Here is a 15,433-nt window from a genome sequence, read left to right on the forward strand (position 1 = left end):
AAAAGAGCCCCTTATATGCCTTTGACTAGAAAATAGTGGGTAATAGGGGGCTTTCTTCAATCTACATGGACCTTAACGAAACCGAGTACTAATTAGAACGATATCTATACCGACTTCACTTGTAAATGATTACGGTTATCACGGCTTTTCTTAATCAGCTCGTTGCTCTCGTCCATTTCATCTGACTTAGCAAGGCGATCATAAAGTAGCACGTTGACCGTCGCAGCTAGATTCATACAGCCTACCGTTGGTACATACACAACGTGGTCAGCTCGGTCTGCAACATCTTGAGAAATAGAACCGTCTTCAGGGCCAAATATATAGATAGCATTTTCCGGGTGTTTAAAACGCGGCAGCGGTGTCGCACCCTCTGCTAGTTCTACACACACAATCTGTGTTTCTGTATCAAGGTTATCTAAAAATGACTCGACACTAGTCAGCGGAATAGTGCGAGTTGCACTCTTAGTGTCAGTGTGGAATTTAGCGGCTTTTTCGTAGCGTAGCCCTGTGTATTTAACTTCGTCGACTTGGTAACAGCCAGCCGCTCGCATAACAGCACCAACATTCGTCGGACTCTTTGGGTTAGTTAAACCAATAGTGACATGGCTTTTGTTCATGAATTTTCTCACTTAACGAATAAACATAGCAAGGTGCTACAAAGGGCCGCATTCTACCAAAGCAACGTCGAATTCAAAAGCATCGATACAAACTCGCTTTTTCGCTCTTAAGCCTCTAATTGCAAGGCTTCTCACTTGAAAAACTTAACCATCATCATATTTATCAAACAAAAACTCTCTAGAGTAACAATTAGACAACAAGCCCATTTACATTTTGAAACCACATTAATAATGTGTTGAAAATTGCATGAGAAAATCACACAGGAAGCGTGACATGACCCTAACCATCAAAAACCGCCTTTATATTCTCTCTTTCATTCCTTTGCTACTAATGGCAATTGGCATGATGAGCGTGACGTATATGAAGAGCACCGAGCTAACCGCACAGCAAGTAGAATCGACGCGTAGCAATATGATGGCGATGAAAGAAAAGGAACTCAAAGCGTACCTGCAAATGGCCTATTCTTCGATCAGCCCATTTTTAGATAAAGGGGCAACGCTAGAAGAAGCTTTACCAACATTAAAAACCCTAGAATATGGCGAATCAGGCTATATTTTTGGTTATGACTCTAAAGGTGTCCGAGTGGTCGTTGGGCAAAGTAACGATGGTATTGGTAAAAACTACTATGACCTTCAAGACAAGCAAGGTAATTACCTAATCCGAGATCTAATCAAGAACTCAAAATTGGGCGAATTTACAACTTACTACTTCCCTAAGCCGGGCCAATCTGTCGCGTTGCCAAAACTCAGCTACTCAGTATTTGTTCCGCAGTGGGACTTAATGCTTGGTACTGGTTTCTACACCGATGACATCGACGCTGTTATTGCCGAGATGAAAGAAAGTTCGAACGCCGCGTTACAAAGTTCCCTGACTGCTATCGCGATTTTCTGTGGATTGATTGCCCTAGTAGTAGCAGTTTTCGCTGTTGCAGTGAACCGCACCATCATGCAACCTCTTGAGCAGTTCGACCGTTCAATTAGTGCCTTTGCAAGTGGTGAGGCGGATTTAACCGCTCGAATGGAAAAATTCAAAGCCCCTGAGTTCACTAAACTCAGTGAAAACTTCAACGCCTTCGTTGCTAGCCTACAAACCATCATCCGCAGCGTGAGTGATGTTGGCCAGCAAGTCGTCGCAGAAACCAGCAGTATGTCTTCTCGCGCCGCTCAGGTTGATGAAATTGCCACAGGTCAGCGTGAAGAGACTGAACAAGTTGCAACAGCAATGACCGAAATGACAACAACAGCACAAGAGATCTCAAGTAACGCAAGCCAAGCGGCTGACTCAGCGAAGCTTGCAGAAGGTAATGCCAAAGAAGCTCAACAAATAGTGAACGCTGCTGCCAATTCTGTTGCTGGTCTCGCTAGTGAAGTATCCGAAGCCAACACTGTGGTATCTAGATTAGAGGGTGATGTACAAAACATTTCGTCGTCACTGACGGTCATTCAAGATATTGCCGAACAAACAAACTTACTAGCACTGAATGCCGCAATTGAAGCCGCTCGAGCTGGTGAGCAAGGGCGTGGATTCGCAGTGGTCGCGGACGAGGTTCGTAAACTGGCAAGCCGAACTCAAGAAAGCACTGGCGACATCCATAAAATGATTCAGCAGCTAAAAGCCGCCTCAGATGCTGCCGTAAAAGCCATGGATTCGAGCCAAAATAAAAGTGCTCAAACGGTGGAAGAAGCGAATGCCGCAGCCGCAGCACTGGCGAAAATCCAAGAGTCGATTGATACGATCATGGACATGAACTCATTGATTGCTACCGCGACAGAGCAGCAAAACATTGTTGGCCAAGAGATATCTCAACGTATTGTGGTGATTTCCGATCAAAGCTCACAATCGGCATCATTAGCGAATCAAAACCGTGCGGGTAGCCAAAACCTCAACAGCCGCGCAAATGAGCTGTACCACTTGGTGGATCGCTTCACGGTCTAGGATATTTATGGCCTATTAAACAGTAAATAAACGCTGCCTATAAATCGCAAGTAAACGCTATTTAACGTTAAGATTTTTCACACTAAATAAAAACGGGCTTCAGAATCTCAACTCTGAAGCCCGTTTTTAATTAAATGGGGTATTGAATAAGGAAGCATATTGCACCGCTCTAAGACCCAAATTCAGCCTCAACACAGCTTTGATTCAAAGGACAATGTTCACACTTGGGCTTAGGGTTACAAAACTGCTGACCATGTTCGACTAGCAAACCATGATAGTGGCCGTACTTTTTAGTATCTAGAGGGATCACGCTTTCCATCAAGGTTCGAAATTTTTCATACGATTTAGGCACATCGAGCCCATTACGAGTGAAGATCCTTCTTGCGTACGCATCAATCACAAAAGATGGTTTACCTATCGCATATACCAGAATCGCGTCAGCCGTTTCACCACCGATTCCTTTGACTTCCAATAGCTCATTTCGCAGCTTATCTTTGTCCTGTTCTCGCACCACAGACATATCGTATTGATACTTCGAAAACCACTCAGTCACGGCCTTCAACTTAATGGCTTTTTGATTATAGTAGCCACTCGAACGAATCTTTTGGGCAAGATCATCAAGATCCATATCGGCTACTGAGCTTGGATCGCACTTATCGCCTAAGTTGGTGAGTGCTTTCTCTGCGTTCTTCCAGTTGGTGTTCTGAACCAGAATAGCGCCTAAAACTATCTCGTAAGGGTCTTCCCTTTGCCACCAATCAAAATAGCCATAGTGCTGCTCAAGGGAGTCGAACACGTTAAGGATCAGCTCGGCTTGACCCTTTGAATTGAAGTGGCTTTGGGTCATAGAACTAATCCAGTTGCTCAGATAAGAAGTCCACTAGTAAGCGAACCTTTGAAGACAGGTTACGGTTCTGAGGATAAAGCGCCCATATCCCTTCTTTGTCGTCTCGATAATCGGATAGCACTTCGACCAACTCTCCCGACTCTAGATCTTCACTCACGTAATATTCAGGCAGTTGAACCAAGCCAATGCTCTGTTTGGCGGCGTCCAATAAGGCTAAGCCACTGTTACACCTAATTCGTCCATTAACACGAACCGAGCGAGGGCGTTTATTCTCTTTGAAGCGCCAATGTTCAAACCCACCAACTAAACATTGGTGATTATTTAGTTCAGATAATGTATGTGGCTCGCCATAGCGTTCAATATATTCAGGGCTTGCACATACATAAAGCTGTCGTTGAGATAGCTTCTTTGCTACCAAGCTTGAATCTTCCAAACGGCCAAGACGAATCGCCACATCAACGCCAGAATCGATGAGATCGAGCTTTTGATTGGTCAACATCAGCTCAAGTTCGACTTGTGGGTGAAGCTTTAAGAATTGGTGAAGTATTGGGGCGAGTTGACGCTCACCATAAGTGACAGGCGCCGTGACTTTCAGTAAGCCTTTTGGTGTGGATTGCATCTGCGTAACCGCAAGCTCAGCAATTTCTAAGCCTTCGACCAGCAACTTACACTGCTGATAATAGAGTTGCCCAGCCTCTGTTAAAGAAACCTTACGCGTCGTTCGATTGAGCAGTTTTACTGCGAGTCGTTCTTCAAGGTTTGCCACTCTACGACTGATTTGAGCTACCGACGTAGCGAGTTTCTGGGCAGCACCGGTAAAGCTTTCACGCTCAGCCACTGCAACGAACTCACTTACCCCTTCCCAATTGGCCATGTTTTTACCTTATATTGAACGATGGTTACCCATACAGTGTATTGAAGTTATAAATCAGTGTCACCTTGCTTAATATGCTCAGCGTATAAAAGCTCTCGACCTACAATCGTTCCAACAAACAACAAAGTACGATTCGTTCAAGATTGATGACGCGAACATGGAAGTGAAAAAAATCACGAATATGAACGGCGACATTCATTACCAAGCGAACGTAAAAGTTGACTACCGTTACACATACAAAGACGGTCGTAGCAGCTAACACCGAATGATTGGTCAGTTTTAAAAACCGATCTCGCATCCAAAAAGAAAGCCCGTACTCATTGAGTACGGGCTTTTTTGCTCATGCTAAAAACGAAGATACTTACGCATCTGAATACGAAGGGGACAATCAAACTAGTCGTATCCAAAAATGTTGCCAATACCTTCAACTTCCAACTAAGAAACTAAATTGGCGATTGCTCCAAACACCGTGCCCACATTATTTTTGTACTTATTTACTACTTAGGAGCGCTATTACTGGAGAAGTATCGGAAATAACACCATAATGTACGGCTCAAAAGTAAATAGGTATGAACATGAAAATTTGTGGTGTTGAAATCAAAGGTAACGATGCAGTCATCTGTCTTCTTTCTCTGTCAGATGGTGTATTTAATATCCCTGATTGCCGAGTTTCAAAGGTTGCGATTAGCGACGCAAACGACACGCAGAATATGAAAGACTTTCAATTCTCTTTTGCAAAGTTAATGGAAGATTACCAAGTAGACAAAGTTGTGATTCGTCAACGCCAAACAAAAGGTAAATTTGCTGGCGGTGGCTTTGGTTTTAAACTAGAAGCAGCAATTCAATTGATCGATGGCCTAGACGTAACCGTTGTATCACCTGCTGACATCAAAGAGAGCCTTAAGCGCAACCCTCTTATGATGAAGTTCAAAGAAACTGGCCTTAAGCAATACCAAGAAGCACCGTTTACAACGGCTTACGCTTGTTTAATGCAGCGCTAATCAATAGTCGCTAGCCAATATTTGATACAGAAAGAGCCTGAATGTTCAGGCTCTTTTTTGTTTCTATCACTCGGCTAGTTTTGATGAAACACTTACCGCTCTAGCGCTGTTCGCCTGCGAGCCTTAATCCATTCCGGCTTTTTCACCACCAGATAAACCGCAGCGGCCGACAGAGCAAAGCCCATAGCACCGTAGATATCGAACGACTCACCGAAGATAAGCCAAGCTTGAATTGCCGTCGTTGGTGGTACTAAGTAAAACACCGACGCCACACTTGAAGACGCACCGTGCTCTACCATGTAAAGCAGCAACAGAATGGCGATGCACGATAAAACAATCACTAACCAAGCAAGCGTCAGAGTGAATTCAATAGTCCAGTTCACTTGCATGGTTTCGTAACGCATCGCAAAGGGTAAAAATAACGAAGCTGCAGCAAGATATTGCACCATCGCGCCGCCGACCATATCCGTCCCTTTGCAGAAACGCTTTTGGTATAGAGTACCGACCGTAATACCCACCAGCGAAACCAAGCACAACAACGTCGCCATGCCCTTTTGATCATCTGATTGCCATTCAATATTGCCCATCAACACTAGGCTAATACCCACGAAACCAAGAGCCAAACCGAGCCATTGCGCTAAGTTAAAACGCTGTGAAGTATAGCTAATCATAATCAAGGCAGTCAGGATCGGTTGTAAGCCAACAAGTAGAGAACTCAACCCAGCAGGCATACCCATATCAATCGCCAGATAAGTGCCACCAAGGTAGAAACCATGAATTAAAATACCGACCACACAAGCGTGGAAGAATGCTCGACCACGAGGGATTCGACGCTTGAGGATTGCGATCAAAACCAAGAACAACGCCACATTGGCTACCATCCTGAGTGAAAGTAACGTTGCGGGTTCAGCATATTCCACACCAAGGCGGGCGCCAACAAAGCCCGACGACCACAATATTACAAACACAAATGGAATCATTTTAATCAGCATTACAAACCTCTGGTCAACTCTTCATCAATACTGTTACCTTAGTTGGGTACAGATAACTAATAAAGACACAGATATAACACTTTAAATGGTTACAGATAGATGATCAGTAACGAGGGATAAAATGTGAATGTAGAACTCAGCTACAATAAATATCTAGCTACCGAACAACACATTAAAGCTCAGATTGATAAAGGGCTCTTTCACCCAGATGATCGCCTACCCTCGATTCGCCAACTCAGTGAACAGCTTGGCGTGAGCAAAAATACCGTGATTCGCGCCTATCAAGAACTGGAAGCTACAGGTTGGGTGTACTCAGTTCCCAAGTCGGGTTATCGCGTTAAAGCACCCAACACCACAAGTTGGGATTCACCTAGCCAACCTCAAAAAGTTGACCTCTTGTCTGTCACCAAATCGGTGCTCTCTCGTCCGAAAGGTCGTCTGAAACTGTTGGCAGGTTCTGCGCACCCAAACATCAACAACCCCGCTATTCGTAGCCTATATGCTGAAATTGGCCGCCACAGCCGTTTACAAACCCAGTTACCCGGTTACTACCAACTACCTCCTGGCGACGAGCAATTAGTAAAGCAATTGTTAAAGATCACCCATGATCTAGGTGTGCCCGCGGGATCGAAAGAGATTGCGATTACCCACGGCGCACAACAGGCGATCAGTTTGGCATTGCGTGCATTGACCAAACCGGGGGACATTGTCGCTGTTGAGTCACCATGTTACTTCGGTAACCTACTTTTGCTCGAATCTCTGGGGTTACAAGCTCTTGAAATACCAAGTAGCGTTAGCCACGGGATCGACATTCCATCACTACAAAATGCACTTGATAAATGGGGAGTAAAAACGCTGTTACTGACGCCAAATTTTACCAACCCTACCGGCTCAAGAATGCCTTTAGCCAATAGAAAGGCACTATTAGAGATCACCGGAACTTTACCAATCATTGAAGATGATGTGTTCGGCAGTCTGGCGTTTGATACACCAATTGCTAGCTTAAAAGAACTTGATGACCAAGATCGAGTTATCTACGTGAATTCGCTATCTAAAACCCTAGACTCTCGCCTACGCATTGGTTGGTTACTCTCAGGACGTTACCAAGCTCAAGTCGAAAAATATCTACTTTGCGACAACATGGGCAGCTCCAATCTCATGCAATCCGCAGTCGGACAGTTTCTCACCACAGGCAAATACCGCAGCCATTTATCTAAAATGAAGCGGCTCTATCAAACCAATCAGAAACAGTTCCAAAGCCTATTAATACAAGCATTGGATAGCTATCCGCACCTTATCGGCCGCTACCATTTATCGAAACCTGAAGGGTCTTTTTTAAACTGGATAACACTGCCAGAATCCGTCGATAGTTATGCCGTTTATCAAGATTGCTTGAAACATAAATTGGGGATATTACCCGGTACCGTGTTTGGCACTCACGACCAATTCAAGCACTGCTTACGCTTTACCGTCGCTAACATTGAAGAAAATAAAGATTGGCAACAGGGGATCGTGACACTGGCGAAATTGATCGCCAAACATGCACGCTGAACAGACCATGCACGCTAAACGGACAAGTAATCCCTACTGAACTCAAACCAATACAACAAAGCCCCACTCGACCGAGCGGGGCTTTGATTATTCACATTACCTCTTGGGACAAGATTACTTCACTTAATCAAAAGCGACTAACCTTGCCAAGCAAACTGTTCGAACACCTTATCTACCGGTGTTTCAGCAACACGGTTTACGTAGTTACTGATCACTTTCTGAGACAAACCAAGAATGACTTCGAGCACTTGTTGTTGGCCGTAACCCGCCGCAAAGAAGGCTTCCATTTCGTTCGCTGACACATTGCCACGATTACGAACCATGCTTAGCGTGAAGTCGTGCAGTGCTTGCAGCTTCTCAGTTGGCATTGTTGTGCGATTGCGCAGCGCTTCGGTAATAGCAGGGTCAACCTTCATTGAGTGTGCGATGCCTGTGTGCGCTGGTACGCAGTAGTGGCATTCATGTTCAACGTTGATGGTTTGCCACACTACTGTCAATTCGTCTGCATCGAAAGATGTGTCACTGAAAGCTTGATGAAGTTGAGTGTAAGCCTTCAGAGTATTCGGTGATTCAGCCATCACACCAAAAAGACCTGGTACTCTTCCCATCTGTTTAGCTGCACCTTCAAGAATAGGTTTACTTTGCTCTGGTGCTGATTCTACTGAGTGAATTTTGAAATTGGTCATCGTTTTTTCCTTTCAATTCTCTACCTAAATTTGACTCACAATCGGAGTGATACATGACGGCTCTCCGTTGGCGTGAAAACAATATAGAAAAAATAGAACGATCGTTCAAGCGTTATTTTGAACGATCGTTCTGATTCTTTTTTTGATGACAAAAAATGAAAATACATGCAGGGTTAATGCAAATTAGCAAGGTTTTGAACGAATCTAACTGAAACTAAAAGTCGTCTTAACCAACGAATGAACACAGATCATGAGTGAGCGGCCAATCTAAGATAGTTATCAGAAAGATAAAACAACTCACAAGGTGAATGCCAAAAACAACCAGCCATATACAACGCAAATCTCTTCGTAAATTTTTTAGAAAAATTCAAAAATTATTAGAATTTAACCCCTAACTTTACTGATTAATTTGGTAGGCTTGGCAACAAATATTTACAATCCAACTAAAAATTAATTGGATACCTTGAGGTTGCTTTCTTGAATATGAAATTATTCGGCAGTTCTTTGATTCTTTCAGGAACTGCATTAGGGGCTGGTATGCTTGCCATTCCCATGGTGTTGGCCCAATTTGGCTTTATGATCAGCTCAGTGCTGATGCTACTTATCTTTATCGGCACCACTTACTCTGCTCTTCTACTAGCAGAAGCGTGCACCAAAACTAAAGACAACAGTGGCATGAGCAGTGTTGCTTACCTAACGCTAGGCAGCAAAGGTAAACATTTTATCAATGCACTCTTTTACCTGCTGTTGGTGTGCATGCTCATCGCTTATATCTTGGGTGTCGGCGACATCATTCATAAGCTACTGCTCGATGTTGGCGTCGATGTGTCTACATCGGTTGCCTATACCATTTTCAGCCTATTGATGGGGGTGTTAGTGGTGGCGGGTAAGTCGTATATCGACAAGTTAAATCGTGGTTTATTCATCATGATGGTGGTGATGCTACTTATTGTTATTGCCTCTTTGTTTAGTAATATTCGTCTTGATTACCTGACTCAAACTAGCAAATACACGGCTAATGATGTAGTGCAATACAGCGCGGTTATCTTTACCAGCTTTGCCTCTATGGTCGTTATACCGTCACTGGTTATCTACAACCGAGAAGCGACTCAAAAACAGATCCGCAATATGATTCTATTGGGTTCAGTGATCCCATTGATCTGCTACCTAACTTGGTTATTCGCGATTATTGGTAACCTTGGTACTGACGCAATTAGTCAGTTCCACAACATTTCAGAACTGATCTCGGCGTTTAGCGGACAATCTGCTTGGTTGAAAGTGGTGATTGCCCTTTTCTCAGCATTGGCATTGGTGACCTCTTTCCTTGGCGTGTCGATGGCGCTGTACGACCAAAACAAAGACGCTGTCACTAACAACAAGCTGTTGGCTTACGCATTAACTTTCGTACTGCCTTTGGTACTCGCTGAGCTGTTTGCTAGCCAATTCGTAAGCATGCTGGACTATGCAGGCATGGTGTTGGTGTTCCTAGCTATCTGGGGTCCACTGGCGATGGTAGTTAAGGTTCGTAGACCTGATTTTCCTCACCTACAAACCGAAGGCAGCTATACCGCAGCCGGTGGCGACACGGCACTGATGGCAACATTCGGGTTTGGAGCTCTGATCTTTATCTCTTGGTTTATGGGTTAAGGCTTGATTGGTTGATTATCTGGGTAAGACTTAGCCAACCAATCCAATGCCCAAAAGATAAAGGAGCAGTCAATTCTGCTCCTTTTTCATTTCTGAAAGTGACGTTAGTTAAAGCTTTAGCATCGACTAACCTGACATTTTTCTCTGAAGCACTTCGGCTAAACGTTGAGTTAGACGCCGTGGAAGATCGAGCAGATCGTGATCATCTTCGCTCAATATCTATGAAACTAAACAAAAAGAAACAGCATGAACTTGGCTGTGTCCGCACTTAGATTACGACTAATCCTATCAATAAGAACCTAACACCCTCAAAAATAGAATATCGAGATATTGCGATATCTTATTTTTAAGGGTATATTCCATTCAAATCGAAAACGGTAGTCAAACACCATGTCAGATATGAATGAAGTTCTAAAGTCGATCAACAACCCTGTTCGCAGAGATATCCTTCACTGGTTAAAGTCGCCTCACGAGCACTTTAATCTTGAGAAACAACTCGTTGACACCGACGTTGAAGGGGTATGTGTCAGCATTATCCAAGAGAAGAGTGGCTTGTCTCAGTCAACCGTTTCTTCTTACCTCTCTAACTTGCAACGCGCAAAGTTAGTGACTTCAAAACGCATTGGCTCGTGGACTTACTACAAGCGTAATGATGAATATATTGAGAAGTTTTTAAAAGAACTGTCCGACTCTCTCTAACGAGTCGAACCCAATTAAATAGGGTGCACAATGACACCCTATTATTTTTAACTATTTTTGTTTATTTGCGACTCATAATATCGACATTTCTCGATATCTAATTATTCAAGTGAGTAGCAAGTGAAGATACAAAACAATTACTGGAGCTAGTCAACATGAGCAAATCTATTCAATCTTTTGACCCAAGTAATGGAGAGTTACTTGGTGAGGTGAACTGCACCTCAGTAGACGAGGTAGCTCAAGCTATTAATCAATCAAAAACGGCACAAAATGCATGGCGAAAGCTCTCTATCAATGAACGTGTAAAAAGCATTGTTAACGCATACCGACAACTTGACCAATATGCTGACTCCTTCTCTGAGTTACTTGCTCGAGAAATGGGCAAAGATATACGCCGGGCAACGGGTGAAGCAACGGGTGCCATTTTTATGGGTCAGCATTATGCAGAAGAAGCTAAGCAGGCATTCAATACCCGTAACCTATCAGGTTCAACCGAACTTCAATATCGCCCTCTTGGTGTTGTTGGTGTGATCGCACCATGGAACTATCCTGTGATGATGGCAAACAACCTCATTGTGCCAGCACTGGTCGCGGGCAACAGCGTTATTTTAAAGCCCTCTGAAGAAACACCTCTTATCGCTCAAGCCTTTTTTGGTGAGCTGCAAAAACATCTACCCGACGATGTCTTGACCATTGTGCAAGGTGATGGTGAAACAGGTAAAGCTTTAGTCGAAGGTGATATTCAGATGATCGCCTTCACCGGTTCAAAAGCGACGGGGAAAGACATCATGAAGCGCGCTGCCAGCAAGGTAAAACGCCTTGTGATGGAATTGGGTGGTAAAGACCCAATGATCGTAATGCGCGATGCAAACCTAGAGCAAGCAGCACGGTTTGCCGTTGCTGGAAGCTTTGAAAACTCAGGACAAATGTGTACCTCTATCGAACGTATCTATGTTGACGATCGTATCGCCGAGAAATTTGAACAACGTGTCACTGAAATTGCCAATATGTATCAGATTGGCCCATGGGATATGCCTAACGTAAACATAGGCCCAATCATTAATGCGAAACAGCATGGCAAGATTGTCGACCAACTGAAAGACGCACAGCAAAAAGGAGCAACCTTTCTTTTCGGTAGTTCTGAGCAACCTGAGCGCTATATCCGACCTACCGTTATCACCGGAATGACGCCAGAAATGAAACTGGAAACAGAAGAGACATTCGGCCCGGTTGTCGCGATCAGTCGTTATTCTGACATCAACAATGCGATTGAACGAGCCAATGCCAGCGAATATGGCCTAGGAGCTGTGGTCTTTGGTAACCAAGGGGCTAACAAGGTAGCTGACGAACTTGATGCTGGGATGGTTGGTATCAATCAAGGTCAAGGCGGTGGTGGAGATGCTCCATGGGTTGGCGCAAAGCAGAGCGGCCTTGGCTATCATGGTTCTGTTGACGGACACCGTCAGTTTGCACAAGTAAAAGTGGTTTCAAAATAGGGATTCATGATGAGTAATAAAGATAACTTCTATGTCGTTCGACGAGAATCAGGCACTCAACGCAGTGACCTTCCCGTTTGGGCACCAAAGTCTGTAAATCCATTTGCACTTGATGAAAATTCGAATACGACATCACGAACTGAAGTCGCTAATGTTCCCGGTGCGTTCCAGTTGCGAGATGTACTGCTCCCTGAAGAAGTTCAGCGTATCTTGGATGAAGCCAACCAGCTTGGATTTACGGAAGATGCTGCTGTTTCTTTACCGAGAGAAGTTCGTCACAATCAGAATCTCAACTTGATCGCAGATACTGAAACTCTCGACGTTATTTGGAAGCGTTGCCGAGATCATTTCGTTGATAAGTACGACCACTTTGCTGGTGTGAAACCTCTGGGTATTAACGGTCGTTTTCGCTTTTATCGTTACGATGAAGGGGATTTCTTTAAGATGCACACCGATGGGTCGTGGCCTGGTAGTCAGGTTATCGATGGAGAATTGGTCGATGATTCATTTGGCGATCGCTGGAGCATGTACACCTTCTTAATTCTATTAAGTGATGACTTTGTCGGTGGCGAAACTCAATTTATGGTTAACCGTAATGACCCGAGTAAGCCCGCTCGTCGTCAAGGGCATCATCAGGAGAATGCGCATATAGAATCGGTTAGAACACCAAGTGGTAGTGTTCTGTGTTTTCCTCACGGTACTCACCCTGCACATTGCATACACGGTTCTGCGCCGATACTGTCTGGAACCAAGTACATTATTCGTACTGATGTGTTGTTTGAGCTTTAGCTTGCTGTCTTCATAAACTATTGTATTGGTAACTTTATCTCTTCCAAAAAAATGTCCCGCACTAGGCGGGACATTTCGTTAAATTCATTATTTATCTTATATTCGTCATATAAGATAAATAGCTCTTAACTTTTAACACTTAACTCGGAAAGGTTAACTCTTAAACGTATTCGAGAGCTCTTTCAGTGATGTTGCCAATTCCGCTTGTTCTTTGGCTGTAGCTGCAATTTGAGTCGCGCCTGTCGTCGATTCAGTCGACTTTTGCTCTACCGCAACCACGTTCTGAGCAATGTCTTGTGTCACTACCGCTTGCTCTTCTGTTGCCGTTGCAATCTGCTCTGTCATGCTGAATATCTCGCTGATTGCAGTCGAAATACTTTGAAGCGTATTCTCTACATCTTTTGAATCTTCCACCGCTTTCGATGACATCGTCTTGCTGTTATCAATGACATTGAATGCCGTTTGAACATCAGATTGCAATGAGCTGATAAAACCTTCGATCTCTAAAGTAGACTCTTGAGTACGCTGAGCCAAAGTACGAACTTCATCAGCAACCACAGCAAAACCGCGACCTTGTTCACCCGCACGTGCTGCTTCAATCGCCGCGTTTAGTGCCAACAAGTTTGTTTGGTCGGCCACAGACTTAATCACATCAATCACACTGTTAATATTATTGCTGCTTTCGTGTAGATGGGTAATTTTCTCAGCTAAACCATTGATCTCAGAGGCTAAGATTTCAATCGATTGGTAGGAGTGTTGAACCGTACTCAAGCCCTCTTGTGACTGTTGATCCACCATTTTCGCTGACGTTGCCGTTTGCTGTGTTTTAGCTGCAACTTCATTCACCGTTGCCGATAACTCTTCTGTCGCCGTTGCAATCAAACCGATTTGATCTTGCTGCTCAACCAAGGTATTAGAGTTGTATTGGCATGTTTGCGCCGTCTCTTCTGCTGCAGAAGCGAGTGTCAGGCTAGATTGAGACAAGCTATCAATAACTTGAGAGAACTTCTCTAACGTTGCATTCAGCGACGAAGAGATTTGACCCAGTTCACTGTCGCCTAGATATCGAGCGCGAACGGTTAGGTCGTTGTCATCACGGACCTTAGAAAGCATTTGCGTTAGATCTTTAACTCGAGTCGTTAGGTCAGTAATAGTTTTAAAGCTGACGAAGGTTGCAAATAAAGTAATCACAACAAACATCGTGATACTAGCCATCATTGCAGAACGGGCATCTGTCGCTTTTTGTTCAGTGAGTGCGATAAGTGATTCTGCTACCTGATTCTCTGTCTTTTTCAACTGGACAATGCGCGCCGTTGACTGCGCAAACCAATACACAGGATCAACATCAAAACCACTCATTTTCGATTCTGCTAATTGGCGAAGCTTTTCAACTTCGGCAACAGACCGATCATTCAATTGCTGCTCAAAGAAACGTACGTTCTCTGGTTCACTTAGCACTTTAAAGTTAGAGAAATACGTATTTTGCTCCGTCACTAATGAGATGAATTTAACCAGCATACCGGGGCCAAATTCATTTTTTGAGAACGTATTGTTTAGCACTGCGCGTTCAATACCTGCACGCTCTTTACCTTGAAGGAAGTTATAATAAGCGATGGTTTCAGTAGTAATCGTCGAGTCTGAACTCAGTTCCGCAATCAAAGCCGATACACTCAGTAACTTTGCATTGAGCTGAGTGTAGTAACCTAAAGCCTCAGAAAGCGGGATAGATTGAGAATCTACTCGGTTACGAATAGAAGTGATCTGATTGAGGCTTCTGCTGATTTCGGTATTCAACTTGGTGATTTGTGGTAGTTCAATACTCTCAGACTGCCAGTATTCGTTTCTCTGATCACGTCTATTATCCGCGTTAGTTCTTTGTGAACGCAGTTCACTTACAAACTTAGTGCCCTGTGAACCGATAAAACCAGCCGTCATTCCACGTTCTTTTTGTAGCTCATGTACCAGTTCGCTGTACACAACCGACAAACGCGTGAGTTGGTTTAATGATGACATTTCATTGGTGGTCTCTACGCCTTTTGAAATCGCAGAAACACTAAGCCATAGAAAGCCTAAGATAGGCAAAATAAGCAAAGCAATAATTTTTTGCTTAAAAGACATATCGGATAATTTCATTTTTTTTCCCTAGCTGCTAACAAATCTCAATCTGTCACGTAATTAGACACACTTCTAAACCGGTATGCCCTTGTTGAGATCATATAATTATTCAGTTTTAACAATTACCGTTCTATATCGACGGCGACCGATAAAACTAACACTTAACCTTATAAAACTCATTGA

Annotated in this window: 13 protein-coding genes and 1 pseudogene; 8 read left to right on the top strand and 6 right to left on the bottom strand. The window is 43.8% G+C overall.

Translation table 11 applies throughout. The annotated features are described in order from the left end of the window. Positions 1-104: 104 nt before the first annotated feature. Positions 105-617 carry an RNA methyltransferase gene (locus tag BCU75_RS09275; RefSeq protein WP_076675256.1) on the bottom strand — a complete coding sequence of 171 codons (513 nt, stop codon included), beginning with the start codon at positions 615-617 and terminating at the stop codon, positions 105-107. A gap of 274 nt (positions 618-891) precedes the next feature. Between BCU75_RS09275 and BCU75_RS09280 the strand changes: the two genes are divergently transcribed. After that, entirely contained in the window at positions 892-2,553 is a 1,662-nt protein-coding gene (locus BCU75_RS09280) for a methyl-accepting chemotaxis protein (RefSeq protein WP_076675253.1), read from the top strand. A gap of 169 nt (positions 2,554-2,722) precedes the next feature. Here BCU75_RS09280 and BCU75_RS09285 read toward each other — a convergent pair whose 3' ends face one another. After that, positions 2,723-3,400 (bottom strand): endonuclease III domain-containing protein, encoded by a 678-nt coding sequence (locus BCU75_RS09285; RefSeq protein ID WP_076675250.1) that lies wholly within the window; start codon positions 3,398-3,400, stop codon positions 2,723-2,725. 4 nt (positions 3,401-3,404) lie between these two features. Next, positions 3,405-4,274: a LysR family transcriptional regulator gene (locus BCU75_RS09290; protein ID WP_076675247.1), complete on the bottom strand. Its 870-nt coding sequence runs from the start codon at positions 4,272-4,274 to the stop codon at positions 3,405-3,407. Between the two features lie 97 nt (positions 4,275-4,371). Between BCU75_RS09290 and BCU75_RS09295 the strand changes: the two are divergent. Together BCU75_RS09295 and BCU75_RS09300 are read left to right on the top strand one after the other, a co-directional pair. Beyond that, positions 4,372-4,533, top strand: a pseudogene (locus BCU75_RS09295) (DUF3316 domain-containing protein); the annotation flags it as partial. Between the two features lie 316 nt (positions 4,534-4,849). Further along, on the top strand, positions 4,850-5,275 hold the full coding sequence (locus tag BCU75_RS09300; protein WP_010432976.1) for a DUF3010 family protein: 426 nt from the start codon (positions 4,850-4,852) through the stop codon (positions 5,273-5,275). 92 nt (positions 5,276-5,367) lie between these two features. Here the strand turns inward: BCU75_RS09300 and BCU75_RS09305 are convergent, their stop codons facing one another. Beyond that, positions 5,368-6,267: a DMT family transporter gene (locus BCU75_RS09305; RefSeq protein ID WP_102473641.1), complete on the bottom strand. Its 900-nt coding sequence runs from the start codon at positions 6,265-6,267 to the stop codon at positions 5,368-5,370. Positions 6,268-6,390: 123 nt separating this feature from the next. Between BCU75_RS09305 and BCU75_RS09310 the strand changes: the two genes are divergently transcribed. After that, positions 6,391-7,818, top strand: coding sequence for a PLP-dependent aminotransferase family protein (locus BCU75_RS09310; protein ID WP_102473642.1), 1,428 nt, complete (start codon positions 6,391-6,393; stop codon positions 7,816-7,818). A 137-nt stretch (positions 7,819-7,955) separates the two neighbouring features. Here BCU75_RS09310 and BCU75_RS09315 read toward each other — a convergent pair whose 3' ends face one another. After that, positions 7,956-8,504, bottom strand: a complete 549-nt coding sequence (locus tag BCU75_RS09315) for a carboxymuconolactone decarboxylase family protein (protein ID WP_102473643.1) — start codon at positions 8,502-8,504, stop codon at positions 7,956-7,958. Between the two features lie 483 nt (positions 8,505-8,987). Between BCU75_RS09315 and BCU75_RS09320 the strand changes: the two genes are divergently transcribed. From BCU75_RS09320 to BCU75_RS09340, 4 genes are all read left to right on the top strand, one after another. Further along, the gene (locus tag BCU75_RS09320) at positions 8,988-10,151 is read left to right on the top strand and encodes an amino acid permease (protein ID WP_102473644.1); all 1,164 of its coding nucleotides are present in this window, start codon (positions 8,988-8,990) and stop codon (positions 10,149-10,151) included. A 390-nt stretch (positions 10,152-10,541) separates the two neighbouring features. Continuing rightward, complete coding sequence (locus BCU75_RS09330) at positions 10,542-10,850, top strand: ArsR/SmtB family transcription factor (RefSeq protein ID WP_076675234.1); 309 nt, start codon at positions 10,542-10,544, stop codon at positions 10,848-10,850. A 155-nt stretch (positions 10,851-11,005) separates the two neighbouring features. Further along, on the top strand, positions 11,006-12,346 hold the full coding sequence (locus BCU75_RS09335) for an aldehyde dehydrogenase family protein (protein WP_102473646.1): 1,341 nt from the start codon (positions 11,006-11,008) through the stop codon (positions 12,344-12,346). Positions 12,347-12,355: 9 nt separating this feature from the next. Beyond that, positions 12,356-13,135: an oxidoreductase gene (locus BCU75_RS09340; RefSeq protein WP_102464918.1), complete on the top strand. Its 780-nt coding sequence runs from the start codon at positions 12,356-12,358 to the stop codon at positions 13,133-13,135. A 153-nt stretch (positions 13,136-13,288) separates the two neighbouring features. Here BCU75_RS09340 and BCU75_RS09345 read toward each other — a convergent pair whose 3' ends face one another. Further along, entirely contained in the window at positions 13,289-15,268 is a 1,980-nt protein-coding gene (locus BCU75_RS09345; RefSeq protein WP_102473647.1) for a methyl-accepting chemotaxis protein, read from the bottom strand. Positions 15,269-15,433 lie beyond the last annotated feature (165 nt).

It is taken from the genome of Vibrio splendidus (assembly GCF_002873455.1).
Taxonomy (GTDB): Bacteria; Pseudomonadota; Gammaproteobacteria; order Enterobacterales; family Vibrionaceae; genus Vibrio; species Vibrio splendidus_J.

Excerpts from the sequence above, each read along its gene's own strand:
- BCU75_RS09300 (WP_010432976.1), top strand. The coding sequence starts at position 4,850 with ATGAAAATTTGTGGTGTTGAAATCAAAGGTAACGATGCAGTCATCTGT.
- BCU75_RS09275 (WP_076675256.1), bottom strand. The coding sequence starts at position 617 with ATGAACAAAAGCCATGTCACTATTGGTTTAACTAACCCAAAGAGTCCG.
- BCU75_RS09330 (WP_076675234.1), top strand. The coding sequence starts at position 10,542 with ATGTCAGATATGAATGAAGTTCTAAAGTCGATCAACAACCCTGTTCGC.
- BCU75_RS09335 (WP_102473646.1), top strand. The coding sequence starts at position 11,006 with ATGAGCAAATCTATTCAATCTTTTGACCCAAGTAATGGAGAGTTACTT.
- BCU75_RS09285 (WP_076675250.1), bottom strand. The coding sequence starts at position 3,400 with ATGACCCAAAGCCACTTCAATTCAAAGGGTCAAGCCGAGCTGATCCTT.
- BCU75_RS09280 (WP_076675253.1), top strand. The coding sequence starts at position 892 with ATGACCCTAACCATCAAAAACCGCCTTTATATTCTCTCTTTCATTCCT.
- BCU75_RS09320 (WP_102473644.1), top strand. The coding sequence starts at position 8,988 with ATGAAATTATTCGGCAGTTCTTTGATTCTTTCAGGAACTGCATTAGGG.
- BCU75_RS09315 (WP_102473643.1), bottom strand. The coding sequence starts at position 8,504 with ATGACCAATTTCAAAATTCACTCAGTAGAATCAGCACCAGAGCAAAGT.
- BCU75_RS09290 (WP_076675247.1), bottom strand. The coding sequence starts at position 4,274 with ATGGCCAATTGGGAAGGGGTAAGTGAGTTCGTTGCAGTGGCTGAGCGT.
- BCU75_RS09340 (WP_102464918.1), top strand. The coding sequence starts at position 12,356 with ATGAGTAATAAAGATAACTTCTATGTCGTTCGACGAGAATCAGGCACT.
- BCU75_RS09345 (WP_102473647.1), bottom strand. The coding sequence starts at position 15,268 with ATGAAATTATCCGATATGTCTTTTAAGCAAAAAATTATTGCTTTGCTT.
- BCU75_RS09305 (WP_102473641.1), bottom strand. The coding sequence starts at position 6,267 with ATGCTGATTAAAATGATTCCATTTGTGTTTGTAATATTGTGGTCGTCG.